General features: G+C 66.8%; 15 protein-coding genes. 12 read left to right on the top strand and 3 right to left on the bottom strand.

The genetic code is table 11. The annotated features are described in order from the left end of the window. Positions 1 to 171: 171 nt before the first annotated feature. Together BLS52_RS02030 and BLS52_RS02025 are read left to right on the top strand one after the other, a co-directional pair. Positions 172 to 1,275 (top strand): polyprenyl synthetase family protein, encoded by a 1,104-nt coding sequence (locus BLS52_RS02030; protein ID WP_090584293.1) that lies wholly within the window; start codon positions 172 to 174, stop codon positions 1,273 to 1,275. A gap of 196 nt (positions 1,276 to 1,471) precedes the next feature. Next, positions 1,472 to 2,278 carry an endonuclease domain-containing protein gene (locus tag BLS52_RS02025; RefSeq protein WP_175460059.1) on the top strand — a complete coding sequence of 269 codons (807 nt, stop codon included), beginning with the start codon at positions 1,472 to 1,474 and terminating at the stop codon, positions 2,276 to 2,278. Between the two features lie 130 nt (positions 2,279 to 2,408). Here BLS52_RS02025 and BLS52_RS02020 read toward each other — a convergent pair whose 3' ends face one another. Genes BLS52_RS02020 through BLS52_RS02010 form a run of 3 tightly spaced genes read right to left on the bottom strand, consistent with a single transcriptional unit; the run spans position 2,409 to position 3,970 of the window. Further along, a complete protein-coding gene (locus tag BLS52_RS02020; protein WP_090584291.1) occupies positions 2,409 to 2,876 on the bottom strand; it encodes an HIT family protein in 468 nt (155 codons plus the stop codon). Continuing rightward, positions 2,873 to 3,295 (bottom strand): hypothetical protein, encoded by a 423-nt coding sequence (locus BLS52_RS02015; protein ID WP_090584290.1) that lies wholly within the window; start codon positions 3,293 to 3,295, stop codon positions 2,873 to 2,875. The genes BLS52_RS02020 and BLS52_RS02015 overlap by 4 nt, the downstream gene beginning before the upstream one ends. Positions 3,296 to 3,331: 36 nt before the next feature. Next, positions 3,332 to 3,970: a trimeric intracellular cation channel family protein gene (locus BLS52_RS02010; RefSeq protein ID WP_051470792.1), complete on the bottom strand. Its 639-nt coding sequence runs from the start codon at positions 3,968 to 3,970 to the stop codon at positions 3,332 to 3,334. Positions 3,971 to 4,032: 62 nt separating this feature from the next. Here BLS52_RS02010 and BLS52_RS02005 point away from each other — a divergent pair, with 62 nt between their 5' ends. From BLS52_RS02005 to BLS52_RS01960, 10 genes are all read left to right on the top strand, one after another. Then, complete coding sequence (locus tag BLS52_RS02005) at positions 4,033 to 4,782, top strand: sirohydrochlorin chelatase (RefSeq protein WP_090584501.1); 750 nt, start codon at positions 4,033 to 4,035, stop codon at positions 4,780 to 4,782. Between the two features lie 129 nt (positions 4,783 to 4,911). Beyond that, a complete protein-coding gene (locus tag BLS52_RS02000) occupies positions 4,912 to 6,648 on the top strand; it encodes a nitrite/sulfite reductase (RefSeq protein WP_090584289.1) in 1,737 nt (578 codons plus the stop codon). Then, positions 6,645 to 7,391, top strand: a complete 747-nt coding sequence (locus BLS52_RS01995) for a phosphoadenylyl-sulfate reductase (protein WP_245702649.1) — start codon at positions 6,645 to 6,647, stop codon at positions 7,389 to 7,391. The genes BLS52_RS02000 and BLS52_RS01995 overlap by 4 nt, the downstream gene beginning before the upstream one ends. 281 nt (positions 7,392 to 7,672) lie before the next feature. Then, positions 7,673 to 8,560 (top strand): sulfate adenylyltransferase subunit CysD, encoded by an 888-nt coding sequence (gene cysD, locus BLS52_RS01990; protein ID WP_090584499.1) that lies wholly within the window; start codon positions 7,673 to 7,675, stop codon positions 8,558 to 8,560. After that, complete coding sequence (locus tag BLS52_RS01985; RefSeq protein ID WP_090584288.1) at positions 8,560 to 9,936, top strand: sulfate adenylyltransferase subunit 1; 1,377 nt, start codon at positions 8,560 to 8,562, stop codon at positions 9,934 to 9,936. The genes cysD and BLS52_RS01985 overlap by 1 nt, the downstream gene beginning before the upstream one ends. Further along, a complete protein-coding gene (locus BLS52_RS01980; protein ID WP_090584287.1) occupies positions 9,926 to 11,095 on the top strand; it encodes an ABC transporter substrate-binding protein in 1,170 nt (389 codons plus the stop codon). The genes BLS52_RS01985 and BLS52_RS01980 overlap by 11 nt, the downstream gene beginning before the upstream one ends. After that, positions 11,092 to 11,805: an ABC transporter ATP-binding protein gene (locus BLS52_RS01975; RefSeq protein ID WP_090584286.1), complete on the top strand. Its 714-nt coding sequence runs from the start codon at positions 11,092 to 11,094 to the stop codon at positions 11,803 to 11,805. Before BLS52_RS01980 ends, BLS52_RS01975 begins: the two co-directional genes overlap by 4 nt. Next, a complete protein-coding gene (locus BLS52_RS01970; protein ID WP_090584285.1) occupies positions 11,795 to 12,718 on the top strand; it encodes an ABC transporter permease in 924 nt (307 codons plus the stop codon). Before BLS52_RS01975 ends, BLS52_RS01970 begins: the two co-directional genes overlap by 11 nt. Continuing rightward, complete coding sequence (cobA, locus tag BLS52_RS01965; RefSeq protein WP_090584284.1) at positions 12,715 to 13,935, top strand: uroporphyrinogen-III C-methyltransferase; 1,221 nt, start codon at positions 12,715 to 12,717, stop codon at positions 13,933 to 13,935. Before BLS52_RS01970 ends, cobA begins: the two co-directional genes overlap by 4 nt. Before the next feature lie 72 nt (positions 13,936 to 14,007). Next, positions 14,008 to 15,450, top strand: coding sequence for an FAD-dependent oxidoreductase (locus BLS52_RS01960; RefSeq protein WP_090584283.1), 1,443 nt, complete (start codon positions 14,008 to 14,010; stop codon positions 15,448 to 15,450).

Below are 15,450 nucleotides of genomic sequence, written 5' to 3'. Positions count from 1 at the left end.
CACCTCTGGTGGGCTGAGCGGCCCGGAACCCGCCAGAGCTACACAAAAGTTCCGGCTGTTTCCCCCCAATACTCGCTGCGCTCGCATCGGGTCCCTCGCCCGATAGCGCCTGTCGGGCTCCCAATACTCGCTGCGCTCGCATCGGGTCCCTCGCCCGATAGGCTTAGCACCATGACGGATTCCCCCCCAACCAGCTGGACCAGTGCTGGCCATCCGCGCCCGCTCATCGAGGAGCTGGACCCGAGCACCGGCGTGATCGCTACCGGGCTGCGCCTGCCCGCGGGTTTTGCGCTGATCGCCGAGGACCCGGAACTCGGCCCGGCAGTGTCCACATGCCTGGCGAAGGTGGAGAAGCAGCTGCGCGAGGCGATCTCCAGTTCGGACCCCCTGGCCGATGCAACCTCACGCCACCTGGTGGAGGCCGGCGGCAAGCGGATCCGTCCGTTGCTGACCATCCTCGCCTCCCACCTCGGGGACGCAACGAAGCCGGAGGTGGTGGTTGCCGCCGTCGTCGTCGAACTGACCCACCTGGCCACCCTCTATCACGACGACGTCATGGACTCCGCGCCCTACCGCCGCGGTGCGCCGACGGCCCACGAGGTGTGGGGCAACTCCGTGGCCATCCTGACCGGTGACCTGATTTTTGCGCGGGCGTCGATCCTGGTGTCGGAGCTCGGGTCCCGTGCGCTGGGCATCCAGGCACGCACGTTCGAGCGGCTCTGCCTGGGACAGCTGCACGAGACGGTGGGCCCGCGGGACGGCGAGGATCCGGTGGAGCACTACCTGTCGGTCATCGCGGACAAGACGGGCTCCCTGGTTGCCGCGTCCGGCCAGCTCGGAGCGATTTTTGCTGATGCACCGGCGTCGGCTGTTGACGTCATGGTCTCCTACGGGGAGAAGGTCGGCGTAGCCTTCCAGCTCGCGGACGACGTCATCGATGTCACCGGCCTCAAGGTCAAGTCCGGCAAGTCCCCGGGCACCGACCTGCGGGAAGGTGTGCCGACGCTCCCCGTGCTGCTGCTGCGGCAGGCGGCTGCTGCCGGCGATGATTCCGCGCAGCGTGTGCTCACCCTGGTGGACGGGGACCTCACCTCGGACGAGGCACTTGCCGAGGCGGTCTCAGCGCTCCGGGAACACCCCGTCACCCAGCAGGCCTGGACGGTGGCGCAGCAGTGGGCGGAAGACGCCGTCGCCGCGCTGGATCCGCTGCCGGAGAGCATGGTCAAGCGGGCGCTCGCGAGCTTTGCCCAGGCGGTTGTCAGCCGCGACGTCTGATTCCGGCGTACCGCTGTGCCGGTTTGCTCAGTATTCAGGTCGTGTGACGGGGCGACCCCTGCAACGGGGGCGGTAACCAGCCGCAGCACCATGGAAAGCTGAGCAATCCGGCACGCGAGTTATGCACATAGCGGCATTTCCTGAGCCCGACGGGCTCATTCCCGGCTGAGCTGGTCCAATGGACACACTTGGACTAATGAGAAACTGGGGCGGCGTCGCCCGCACCGGAATGCTCCTTGACACGGGCGTCACAAACGGCAGATCGCAGCCCACGTCCGTCGCGGCGAGCTATTACGACTGCGGCCTGGGGGCGCTCGCATTGCCTGATGCACGCCACGATTTTCTGACCGCCATCCGGAACGACGGCTTTCTGACCTGCGTATCCGCGGCAAGTCACTATGGTTTATGGCTCCATACACCCTCGCCCTTACTCCACCTGAATTGCCTTCATGCACGCTCGAAAGATGTGGTCAACCACCGGTCCAGGAGCGTTCCTGCACACCCATACCTCCCACTGGTTGGCCTAGTCGATGTGCTGGTCCACGCGCTTCATTGTCTTCCGGGAGACCAGGCCGCGGTTATCGTCGAGAGCGCGTTGCGCCGGGGAGACACGGTCCGCAGCTTCCTGCTCGAGCGGCTGGAAGGACCCCGCAACGGGAAGGCCCGGGCCGCGCTCGATAGGGTGACAGGTTGCGCCGAGTCGCCCATTGAGGTTGTGGCCCGACTGTTGTTCAGGGACGCCGGTATCCGTTTACAGACACAGGTTCCTATCAGGGGCGTGGGCAGAGTCGACTTTTTGCTCGAGGGAATTCTCATTGTGGAGGTTGACGGAGATGCCTTCCACTCCAGCCGGAAGGAGCGGACCCGCGACCGCAGGAGGGACAACGCGGCGCTTGAGCAGGGGTATCCGAGCCTGCACTTCGGCTATGAAGACATCATGTTCAATCAGGAAAAAGTGCTGTCCCAGGTGATGGCCGTGCTTGCGAGGACTCGGAGGCGGTAGGCGTTCCGGTTTGCTCAACTTTCCGGCCTCGGCCGCCGCACCGCGAGTAGAATCCCAGGTCGCAGACGGGTCTATGCCGGAATCAGCCCGGGGACGGTGGGAATAGTGAGCAGTCCGGGACAGTGCACAGCTAAAGCGCATCCCGGAGTTCAGCAGCCTTGCGGGCACGGATGGCGGGATCAACCACGGGGCGCTTCGGCGTGAAGTAGAAGCCGTCGTCGTGCCAGCGGGGGAGCACGTGCTGGTGGTAGTGCCAGACGTGCTGGCTGCCGGCGGGCTCGTTGTGCTGGCGGGTGGAGACTCCGTCCGGATTCCAGGCGCGCTTGATGGCGATCGCCATGTCCCGGGTGACGGTCATGATGCGGCCGGCGACGTCGTCGGGCAGTTCATACAGCAGCTCGTAGTGGTCCCGCGGGGTCACCAGCACGTGGCCGGGATTCGGCTCGAACCCGTGGGAGGCAATGAACGCCATGACCAGGTCATCCGAGTAGATCAGGTCACCGGGCTCGCAGAGGTTCGAGGCGAACCGGAACTCGCCGGAGGCCAGATCGCAGAACGGGCACTCGTACCCTGCGGGAGCGTGGGTGTGCCAGGTCATTCTGCCTCGTCGTCGAACACCCAGTCGAACATGTCGAGCATGAACTCGCTGAACGTTCCTTCCTCGTTCTTCCAGGACCCCCGGGCGTTATTGCGCCGCCACACGATGGGATCGGGGACGGTCAGCTGATCCGCCTTGATGCCCCAGACGAACTTCTCATCCGCGTCTTCCATGAACAGCAGGAATCCGTCTTCGATCTCCAGCTCATCCGGGTCCCACACATAGTGGAAGGCTTCCATGAGGTCCTCGGAGGCGCCGACGGCGAGGTAGAACTCGCGCACGGCCAGAGGCAGCGGGAAATCCTGGCCCTCACGCAGCTCTGCAAGCTCGGCTTCGGAGAGTCCGTCTTCCGGGACCCAGGGCTCGTCAAAGTAGGCCGGTACGAGGGCGCGGAATTTATCCAGGAACAGCTCGGTCACGGTGGCTCCAGGTGAGGTTGGGGGATGCCCCCAATCCTATCCCGCCGTGGGAGGCTCGGAAGGACACGGTGCCCGGGTGGCCAGGGGAGCGTGCCAGCCGCCCCGCCAGGCAAGAACCCGGAGGAGGAACACCAGCGCAGCCACGGCGATGCCGGTGACCACGTTGAACAGGTCCAGCTTCGCAAGCACCACTGTGAGCGCCGCCCCGAGGAAGGCCGGCAGCGCATAAATGTCTCCCGGATTGAACAGTTGGGGAACCTCATTTGCGACGACGTCGCGCAGCAGTCCACCCCCGACGGCGGTAGTCACCCCGAGCAGCACCGCCGCCACCGGATTCCACCCCTCATCCACCGCCTTCAGCGCACCGACTATGCAGAACAGGGCCAACCCGCCGGCGTCGAACAGCATGAGCAGCGTGGACACCTTCTCGAGCCGCGAGAAGAGGAAGAACACCAGAAGGGTGGCCAGCACCGGCGGCGCGAGGTAGAGCGGGTTGGTGAAAGCCACTGGGTCGACGCCGATTATTACGTCGCGTGCCACACCGCCGCCCAGTGCCGCCAGGGACGCCAGAAGAAGCGAGCCGACCAGGTCGAACCCCTTGCGTGCAGCCAGCAGCGACCCGGAAACGGCGAAAAAGAAAACGCCGAACAGGTCGAGGATCAGCGCGGCGTTCATGAGGTCTTTTCGTTACGGCACACAACTGTCAATAGTCGCAGGCGGGTGCTTCAATGGCCAGCATGCAGACTTCCACGCCACCTGTGCTCATTGCGTGTTCACACGGCACCAGCAGCGCCGAAGGACAGGCGGCCGTCAACCGGCTGCGCGATGAGATGCGCGCACTCCGCCCGGAGCTGGACATCCGCGAAGCCTACGTTGACGTCCAGGAACCGGACCTTCCCGGGGTGGTGGCTTCCCTGCCGGACGGGCCCGCCGTCATCGTTCCGCTGCTGCTGTCGGTGGGTTACCACGTGAAGGTGGACATCGCCGAAGCGGTGCAGAGCCGGCCGGACACGTACGCCGCCGCCCCGCTGGGCCCCGACCCGCGGCTTGCCGCCCTGCTGCAGCAGCGGCTGGAGGAGGCGGAAGTGGGTCCGGGAGACGCCGTCGTCCTCGCCGCCGCCGGCTCTTCCGATGCCTGCGCGTCCGTTGACGTCGGAGAACTTGCGGAGCAGCTGGCCGCGTTGCGGTCCGGGCACATTGTGGTCGGGTACGGGGCGAGTGCGCGGCCGTCCGTTCCCGAGGCCGTCGCCCAGGCAGGGGAAGCCGCGGCGATCGCCTCCTACCTGCTGGCGCCCGGTTACTTCCACGACCAGCTGGCCAAGGCGGGCGCTCCAGTGGTGAGCGCGCCGCTGCTTCCCTCGAAAGCCGTCGCCGAGATTGCCCTCGCCCGGTATGACGACGCCGCCGCACGCCTTCAGGCGCCGGATCCCGCCCGGGACTGCGGCCGGCCGTGCCGGCAGCTTGTCACGGTGTGCGCCCGGCCCTAGCGCCCGCATTTCACGATTGAACGCGGAAGCTGTCAAGACCCTTACGGCATTGTGACGCGCCGTGTCCCCACGTGAACGGGTGTTGCCGAACCTTTGAAGGGGCTCTGACCCCGGTCCTACTGTCGTTACATGACGAGTTCAGTCGCAACCGAAGCAAGCCCGGCAGCCGCAGGGAAGCCCCGCGCATCCAGGCCTGCCGCCAAACCGCACGGCCAGTGGAAGGTTGACGGCACCACCCCCCTGAACGCCAATGAAACGTGGAAGCAGGAGGACAACGGCCTCAACGTCCGCGAGCGGATCGAGCAGATCTACGCGAAGAACGGCTTCGACTCGATTGACGGCACGGACCTCCACGGGCGCTTCCGCTGGTGGGGCCTGTACACCCAGCGCAGGCAGGGTATCGACGGCGGCAAGACCGCCACGCTGGAACCGCACGAACTCGAAGACAAGTACTTCATGCTCCGCGTCCGCATCGACGGCGGGGCGCTGACCACCGGGCAGCTGCGGGTCATCGGCGAGATCTCCACCGAATTTGCCCGGGACTCCGCTGACATCACGGACCGCCAGAACATCCAGCTGCACTGGATCCGGGTCGAGGACGTGCCGGAAATCTGGAACCGCCTCGAGTCGGTGGGGCTCTCCACCACCGAGGCCTGCGGCGACGTTCCCCGCGTGATCCTCGGTTCCCCCGTGGCCGGCATCGCCAAGGACGAGATCCTGGATCCCACCCCGCTGATCCACGAACTGAGCGAACGGTTCATCGGCGATCCGGAGCTCGCCAACCTCCCGCGCAAGTACAAGACCGCCATCACCGGCCACCCCAGCCAGGACGTGGTGCATGAGATCAACGACTTCGCCCTGGTGGGCGTGGTCCACCCCGAGCTCGGCGCCGGTTATGACCTGTGGGTGGGCGGCGGGCTCTCCACCAACCCCCGCCTGGCCGAACGCCTCGGCGTCTTCGTCTCCCCGGACGTCGCCGCCGAAGTATGGCTCGGAGTGACCAGCATCTTCCGCGACTACGGCTACCGGCGCATGCGCACCAAGGCCCGCCTGAAGTTCCTCCTGAACGACTGGGGAACCGCCAAATTCCGCCAGGTCCTCCAGGACGAGTACCTCGGCTTCGAGCTGCCAGACGGCCCGGCCGCACCGAAGCCCAGCACCCCGGGTGACCACGTCGGCATCCATGAGCAGAAGGACGGCAGGTTCTTCATCGGCGTTTCGCCGACGGTGGGCAGGGTCTCCGGAACCATCCTCACCTCGCTCGCCGACGCCCTCGAAGCCCACGGCTCAACCCGCCTGCGCACCACGCCCCACCAGAAACTCGTTGTCCTCGACGTCGAGAAGGACCAGGTGGAACCGCTGGTGAGCGAGCTCGAAGCCTTGGGACTCTCGGCCCGCCCGTCCCTGTTCCGCCGTTCCACCATCGCCTGCACGGGCATCGAGTTCTGCAAGCTCGCCATCGTCGAAACCAAGGCCACCGCGGCCACCGCCATCGCGGAACTCGAGCGCCGGCTCGCGGACCTCGTTGACAACGGCACCCTCACCCAGCCGATCGCCCTGCACATCAACGGCTGCCCCAACTCCTGCGCCCGCATCCAGACGGCGGACATCGGCCTCAAGGGCATGATGCTTCCAACGCCCGACGGCGACCCCACCCCGGGCTTCCAGGTGCACCTCGGCGGCGGGCTGGCCACCGTGGACCGCGGTGAAGCCGGCCTGGGCCGCACCATCCGCGGCCTCAAGGTCACCGTGGACAACCTGCCCGACTACGTTGAGCGCGTTGTGCGCCGCTACGCCGAGGACCGCCACGACAACGAGACCTTCGCCCAGTGGGCGCACCGTGCCGAGGAAGGAGTGCTGCAGTGAGCCTGTCACGCGAACACGTCGTCTCAGACACCGTGCGTCCCGCACGCCGCACCGAGGACGAGCTGAAGGCGCTCGCTGCCAGGGGCACCGAGGAACTGGGTTGGGACTCGCCCGCCGGGCAGGTCATCGCCTGGGTAGCCCGCAACTTTGACCTCTCCCAGGCGGCCGTCGCCTGCTCCATGGCCGACGCCGTCCTCCCGCATCTGGTCTCCCAGCAGTTCCCGGGCGTGGACGTGCTCTTCCTCGAAACGGGCTACCACTTCACCGAAACACACATCACCCGCAACGAGGTCGCTGACCAGCTGGATATCACGATCGTGGACGTGATGCCCGAGCTGACCGTCGCCGAACAGGACGCCCAGTACGGCAAGGACCTTTTCGGCCGGGACCCCGCCCAGTGCTGCGCCATCCGCAAGATGGACCCGCTCAAGAAGGCCCTCGCCGGCTACGAAGTGTGGTTCACCGGTGTACGCCGCGACGAGGCGCCCACCCGGACCAACACGCCCCTGGTCACCTGGGACCGGGTGCACAACCTGGTCAAGATCAACCCGCTGGCAGCCTGGAGCTTCGATGAGCTCCTCGACTACGCAGGCGAGCACCAGGTCCCCGTGAACATGCTCCTGTCCAACGGCTACCCCTCGATCGGCTGCAAGCCGTGTACCCGTCCGGTAGCCCCAGGAGAAGACCCGAGAGCCGGCCGCTGGGCCGGCCTAGCGAAGACAGAGTGCGGAATCCACCAATGAGCTCTTACACGAATACTTACGAGGTCGCCGTGGGCGCCGCATCCGATGCCGCCCCCGCCCCTTCGCGGGACGGCAATGCTGCAAGCAGCATTGCGTCCCGCTCCGACAGCGGTGGCAGCCTACCCAACGCTCGCGAGCTCGCGTCGGGACCCTCGGCTGACACCTTAGATGCCACTCCCTGGGCGGCATCGGATGCGGCTCCGCGAGTCGCTCACCAAGGGGCGGCATCAGCGGTTCCGGCTCGGCAGTCGGCCCACCTCGCTGCCTCCGCGCAGCACCGCTTGAGCTCACTGGACGCCCTCGAGTCCGAAGCTATTCACATTATTCGGGAGGTCGTCGCCGAGTTTGAGCGGCCCGCACTGCTGTTCTCCGGCGGCAAGGACTCCGTGGTCATGCTGCACCTTGCCACGAAGGCGTTCTGGCCCGGCAAGGTTCCGTTCCCGGTGCTGCACGTTGACACCGGCCACAACTTCCCCGAGGTTCTCGAGTTCCGCGACCGCACGGTTGAGCGGCTTGGGATTCGCCTGGTGGTCGGGTCCGTGCAGGAGTACATCGACCGCGGCGAACTGAGCGAACGGACCGACGGGACACGGAATCCGCTGCAGACCGTTCCGCTGCTGGACACCATCAACGCCAACCGGTTCGACGCCGTCTTCGGCGGCGGCCGCCGCGATGAGGACAAGGCCCGCGCCAAGGAACGCATCCTGAGCCTGCGTGACGAGTTCGGCCAGTGGGACCCGCGCAACCAGCGGCCCGAGCTGTGGAACCTGTACAACGGCCGGCACACCGTCGGCCAGCATGTGCGCGCGTTCCCCATCAGCAACTGGACCGAGCTGGACGTGTGGCGCTACATCGAGCGGGAGAACATCGAGCTTCCCGGCCTGTATTACGCCCACCCACGCGAGGTGTTCCGCCGCGACGGCATGTGGCGCGCCGTCGGAGAGGTCTCGCAGCCCACGGAGAAGGAAACCGTGGAGACGCGCACCGTCCGCTACCGCACGGTCGGTGACATGTCCTGTACCGGCGCAGTGGAATCCGACGCAGCGACCGTCGCGGAAGTAGTCCGCGAAGTCGCCCTCAGCACACTCACCGAACGCGGCGCCACCCGCGCGGACGACCGGATCTCGGAAGCCGCCATGGAAGACCGCAAGAAGGACGGCTACTTCTGATGTCTACCCCCACCGCTGTTGAGACAGCACTCGAACACTCCACGCTCTTCCGCTTTGCCACGGCCGGATCGGTCGACGACGGCAAGTCCACCCTGGTGGGCCGCCTCCTGCATGACAGCAAGTCTGTCCTCGCAGACCAGCTCGACGCCGTTGCCCGCACCTCCGCGGAGCGCGGTTTCGGCGGGGAACGTGGCGGCCTGGACCTCGCACTGTTGACCGACGGCCTGCGTGCCGAGCGTGAGCAGGGCATCACCATCGACGTGGCCTACCGCTACTTCGCCACCGCCAACCGGACGTTCATTCTCGCGGACACCCCGGGGCACGTTCAGTACACCAAGAACACGGTGACGGGCGCCTCCACGGCGGACGCCGTCGTCGTACTCATTGACGCACGCAAGGGTGTGCTGGAGCAGACCCGCCGCCACCTCGCGGTGGCGCGGCTGCTGCGGGTGGCGCACATCATCGTCGCGGTGAACAAGATCGACCTCGTGGACTACAGCGAAGCCGTGTTCCGCGACGTGGAAGCTCAGCTCAAGCAGGCCGCGCGGGAGCTGAAGGTCGACGAGCCGGCCATCATCCCGGTGTCCGCCCTCGAGGGCGACAACGTGGTGGACCGCTCGGAGAAGACACCCTGGTACGGCGGACCGTCGCTGCTCGAGACCCTCGAACAGCTGCCCGCGCTCGCCGACCTGGAAACCGACGTCGAAGCCTTCCGGTTCCCCGTCCAGACCGTCATCCGGCCGCAGGGCGCGGTGGCTCCCGGACTCGACGCCGACACGTACCGGGACTACCGCGGGTACGCCGGGCAGGTAGCGGCCGGGTCCATCCGGGTGGGTGACGCCGTCACCGTCCAGCCGGCCGGCCGCGTCACTACCGTCACCGGCATCGACTTCGCGGGTCAGGAACTGGACGAGGCCTTCGCCCCGCAGTCCGTGGTGCTGCGGCTTGCCGATGACATCGACATCGCGCGCGGTGATTTGCTGGCCGAAGCGGGACCGGCAGCTAGCCTCCCGCAGCCCACACAGGACCTCTACGCGGCTCTGTGTTGGCTCTCGCCGAAGCCGCTGAAGGAGGGCTCACGGCTCCTCATCAAGCACGGCAGCAGGACGGTCCAGGGACTGGTTCGCCAGGTCATCAACAAACTGGACCTCGCCACGTTCGCCGATCAGCCGGCGTCGGGCCTTGAGCTCAACGACATCGGGACCGTCCACATCCGGCTCGCAGCAGCGCTGCCCGTGGACAACTACATCAACTTCCGCCGTACCGGAGCCTTCCTGGTCATCGACCCTTCCGACGGCAACACCCTGGCCGCAGGCCTGGTGGAATCAGACCACCTTGAGCTGGCGGCCCGCGAGGACGAACGTTATGACATATGACCCCAACACAGCCACCAACGAGAATCTGATCCGCCCTGCAACCCGGGGCATTCTGCTGAAGAGCCGCACCGCTGAAGGCTTCATTGCCGGTGCGGCAATCGTCGCGGTTGCGACCGGCGCCGCGATCGCGGCCTATGCGTCCTCCCAGTCGTCACCCCAGACGACGACGGCGGCAGCACCTGTTTCCGATGCGGAACAGCTCCGGCTGGGCTACTTCGGCAACCTCACCCATGCCCCAGCGCTGGTGGGTTTGGAGAACGGCTACTTCGCCGAGGAACTGGGCGACACGGAGCTGGCTACCCAGGTGTTCAATGCAGGTCCTTCGGCGATCGAGGCACTGAACGCAGGGGCTATTGATGCAACCTTTATCGGTCCCAACCCCGCCATCAACTCGTATGTTCAGAGCAAGGGCGAGTCCCTGCGGATCGTGGCAGGCGCCACGGCAGGCGGTGCGCAGCTTGTAGTGAATCCCGGCGTCGAGTCGATCGAGGACCTCGCAGGCAAGACACTCGCCACACCACAGCTTGGCAACACCCAGGATGTCGCGCTGCGCGTATGGCTCGGCGAGCAGGGCTACGAGACCACGATCGACGGCGGCGGGGACGTCGCCATTGTTCCCACCGAGAACGCGACAACGCTTCAGCTGTTCCGGAACGGCGACATCGACGGTGCCTGGCTGCCCGAGCCCTGGGCTTCCCGGCTTGTGGTGGACGCGGGCGCCGAAGTGCTGGTCGACGAGGCGGATCTGTGGCCGGAGGGCAAATTCGCCACGACCGTACTGGTGGTGAACAAGCAGTTCCTCGCCGAGCATCCGGACCAGGTCGAAGCCCTCTTGCGGGGCGAGCTGCGCGCCATCGAGTGGTTGAACGAAAACCCGCAGGAGACTCCAGCGCTCATCAACGCGGGACTCACGGCAGCGGACGCCAAACCGCTCGCGGAAGCGGTCCTGGAGCGGGCGTTGGAGAATGTGACCTTCTCGCAGGACCCTTTGGCTGGGGCACTCGCCCAGCTTCTCGCGGACGGGGTAGCGGCCGGAACCACCTCTGATGCCGACATCACCGGCATCCTGCACCTCGATCCGCTCAATAGTCTGCAGGAAGAATCCGGCGGCCCAGTGTACGACGACGCGGGGCTTGGCTCCGGGACCACCTCCCCATGAGCAGCGCACAGATCAACATCGCCGGACTCTCCAAGCGGTTCTCCGCCGGCGCGCCGCTGGTCCTCGACAACGTCAACCTGCAGGTCCAGCAGGGCGAGTTCGTCGCCCTGCTGGGCGCTTCGGGTTGCGGCAAGTCCACGCTCCTGAATCTGATCGCGGGACTGGAGGAGCCGACGTCGGGCACCATCGCCTCACCCAAAGCCGCCTTCATGTTCCAGGACGCTTCACTGTTTCCGTGGCTGTCCGCGCAGGCAAATGTTGAGCTTGCGCTGCAGTTGCGCGGAGCCTCGAAGTCCGAGCGGCGTTCCGAGGCTGCCCGGCTCCTGGAACTGGTGCATCTGTCCGATGCCGCTGCGAAGCGGCCGCACGAGTTGTCGGGCGGCATGCGTCAGCGGGTCGCGTTGGCACGGTCCTTGGCCCAGAACCGGGACATTCTCCTTATGGATGAACCGTTCGCTGCGCTCGATGCCATCACACGCGACCTGCTCCACGATGAGCTGCAGCGGGTCTGGAAGGAAACGGGACGGACCATCGTGTTCATCACGCACAACGTCCGTGAAGCCGTCCGTCTAGGCCAGCGCGTGCTGCTGATGTCGTCTCGCCCCGGCCGGGTGGTCGCCGAGTGGCCCGTAGGAGAGCAGGACCCGGCGGTCCTGACTGCGGACATCACCACAGAGTTGCGCAAGGAGATCCGCCGCCATGCAGCCTGAATCAACGCTGACAAAGGCAGAACCGTCCTCGGGTCCGCTGACGAAGCTCCCCGCCGAGGACGATCGCGCCCTTGAGAAGGGCCTGGACAACCTTCAGCAGGAAGCGCGCGTCCAGTCGTCCTGGAAGTCCAGCATCACCAAGGCCCTGTTGCCGGTCGCTGCACTGGTTGCGGTCATCTACCTATGGCAGATGTACGTATGGATTGTCCGTCCACGGCCCGACCAGTTGCCCGGTCCCGCCGACGTCTTCGGAACCCTCGGCTCGCTGTGGCAAAACGGCGACGCAGTTGAGACAGTCCTGACAAGCCTGCAGCGCGGCGTTGTCGGCTTCATCATTGCCGTCCTCATCGCCACCCCGCTTGGACTCGTGCTCGCGCAGAGCAGGGTCCTGCGGGGTGCTTTCGGTCCGTTGATTTCCGGTCTGCAGGTGCTGCCTTCCGTGGCGTGGGTTCCTGCTGCGGTCATCTGGTTCGGGCTGAGCGATGCCACCGTGTACTTCGTGGTGCTGATGGGTGCCATCCCGTCCATCACCAACGGGCTTATCGCCGGCGTCGACCATGTCCCTGACCAGCACCGCCGCGTCGGGCACGTGCTGGGCGCCAGCCGGTGGCAACTTGCTATCCGGATCATTCTTCCGGCTGCGCTGCCCAGCTACGTGGCCGGCCTGAAGCAGGGGTGGGCATTCTCCTGGCGCTCGCTCATGGCTGCGGAGATCATTGCGACCGGCGGAACCCTCGGGTTCGGACTGGGTGCACTGCTGGACCAGGGACGCCAGTTTTCCTCGATGGCCACGGTTATCTCGGCCATTCTCCTCATCCTTTTCATCGGAATCGTCGTGGAGCTCCTTATCTTCGGACCGCTTGAACGCCGTCTGCTGCGCCGCCGCGGCCTGCTCGTTGGAGGCTCACAATGACCTACCCGCTTGGACTTCAGCTCCGCGGCCGCCGCGTCCTGGTGGTCGGCGGCGGTCCCGTCGCCGCCCGCCGGCTGCAGGCACTGCTCGACGACGGCGCCCTGGTCACGGTCGTGGCCCCCTACGCCTGTGAGGACATCACCGAAGCCGCTGCAGCCGGCCTCGTGGACTGGCAGCAGCGCGAGTACGGCTCCGCGGACCTCGACGGCGCGTGGCTGGTCCTGGCACACTCCGGCTCCGCCGAGGTGCAGGACCGGATCGCCGCCGAAGCCGAGGAGTTGCGCATCTGGTGCGTCAAGGGCGGCGACTCGGCAGCCTCCGCCGCCTGGGTTCCCGCCGTCGCGCGGATCGACGACGTCACGGTGGCGGTCAATACGAACGGTGACCCGAAACGCGCGGCCGCCCTGCGCGACGGCGTTGCCGCCGCCCTGGAATCCGGTGAACTGCCGCTGCGGCGGCACCGCCGGTCTCCGGAAGACGCCATCGGGACTGTCGCCCTGGTGGGTGGCGGACCGGCCGACGCCGGCCTTCTGACCGTCCGTGGGCGCCGGCTCCTGGCGCAGGCCGACATCGTCGTTGCTGACAGGCTGGGGCCGCGCTCCCTGCTCACCGGGCTGTCCGCGGACGTCCAGGTGATCGAGGTCGGCAAGCTCCCCGGCCACCACCCGGTACCGCAGGATGAGATCAACCGCATCCTCGTCGAGCAGGCGCTGCTCGGACACCGGGTGGTCCGGCTGAAGGGCGGCGACCCCTACGTCCTCGGACGTGGGGGAGAAGAGGAAGCCTACTGCCGCGACCACGGCATCGCCGTCGAAGTGGTTCCCGGCGTCACCTCCGCCATCTCGGTGCCGGCGGCTGCAGGAATTCCGGTCACGCACCGGGGAGTGGCGAAGGGCTTCAGCGTCATCACCGGGCACGAGGACATCCGGCAGCAGGCCGGGCACATCCCGCCGGGCAGCGACCACACGCTGATCCTCCTCATGGGAGTGTCACTGCTGCGGTCCTCCGCCGCCTCGTTGATCACCGGCGGCCGGACGCCGTCCACTCCCGTCGCGGTCATCGAGGACGGGTGGATGGAATCGCAGCGCGTCACCACCGGAACCCTCGCGACCATCGCGGACCTCGCGGAAGCGCGCGGGGTGAAGTCTCCGGCCGTGATCGTGGTGGGAGACGTCGTCGCGCTTTCACCGCATTGGAAACCCCCAGTCTCCCGCTGAACCCAGCCCTTCCGACCTGCGCACCCAGCGCCGCTTCACACGAACCACCATCCACAGCAAAGGAACACAGCCGTGTCGCAACCGTCCACGTTCTCCTTCCAGCGTCCCCTGCGCGTCGCCGTCGTCGGATCCGGTCCGGCCGGAGTCTACGCCGCCGACATCCTGACGAAGTCCGCGCCCGTCGCCTCCGGGGAACTGACCGTCAGCATCGACCTCTACGACCGCTACCCGGCACCGTACGGCCTGATCCGCTACGGCGTGGCCCCGGACCACCCGCGCATCAAGGGCATCGTCAACGCCCTGCACAAGGTCCTGGACCGCGGCGACATCCGCTTCTTCGGGAACGTTGAATACGGCACGGACCTCACCCTGGAGGACCTGCGCACCCATTACGACGCCGTCATCTTCGCCACCGGCGCCATCAAGGACGCTGACCTCAACATCCCGGGCATCGAGCTCGAGGGCTCCTTCGGCGGCGCCGACTTTGTCTCCTGGTACGACGGGCACCCCGATGTTCCGCGCGAGTGGCCGCTCGAGGCGAAGGAGGTCGCCGTCATCGGCAACGGCAACGTGGCGCTCGATGTAGCCCGCGTCCTGTCGAAGCACGCCGAGGACCTGCTGGTCACCGAAATCCCGGACAACGTCTACCAGGGGCTGAAGAACTCGCCTGTGACGGACGTTCACGTGTTCGGCCGCCGCGGCCCCGCGCAGGTGAAGTTCACGCCGCTGGAGCTGCGCGAGCTCTCCCACTCCCGCGACGTCGACATCGTGCTCTACCCGGAGGACTTCGAGTTCGACGCCGAGTCTGACCGGCAGATCCAGACGAACAACCAGACCAAGACCATGGTCGGGACCCTGACCAACTGGATCGCCGAACAGCCCGAGGACCCGGCGGAGTTCACCGCGTCCCGCCGGCTGCACCTGCACTTCCTGCACAACCCGGTGGAGGTTCTCGGTGAGGACGGCAGGGTCACCGGCATCAAGTTCGAGCGCACCGAACTGGACGGCACGGGCAACGCCGTAGGAACCGGCGAGTACATCGACTACCCGGTGCAGGCGGTGTACCGCGCGGTGGGCTACTTCGGTTCGGCGCTGCCCGAGGTGGAGTTCGATCACCGTCGCGGTGTGATCCCGAACGACGGCGGCCGGATCCTGGACGCCGCCGGCACCTCCGTGCCCGGTCTCTATGCGACCGGCTGGATCAAGCGCGGACCTGTGGGGCTCATCGGGCACACCAAGGGCGATGCCCTGGAGACCGTCACCTACCTGCTGGAGGACCTTCAGGACCTGCCCGCAGCCTCCGCGCCGGAGGAGGGCGCCGTCGTCGGGCTTCTTGCGTCACGCGGGGTGCAGTTCACCACTTGGGAAGGGTGGCTGGCGCTGGATGAGCACGAGCGCGCGCTCGGTGGCGCTGCGACGGAAATCGACGGGGTGGTCCGCGAACGCATCAAGGTGGTGCCCCGCGAGGACATGGTGGCGATCTCCCGCAGCGTCCACGCCGAAGCGCACCGCTAG

The organism is Arthrobacter subterraneus (assembly GCF_900099735.1).
Classification (GTDB): Bacteria; Actinomycetota; Actinomycetes; order Actinomycetales; family Micrococcaceae; genus Arthrobacter_D; species Arthrobacter_D subterraneus.
Note: the sequence above shows the minus strand (reverse complement) of the source record. Positions and strands in the feature narration are given on the sequence as shown.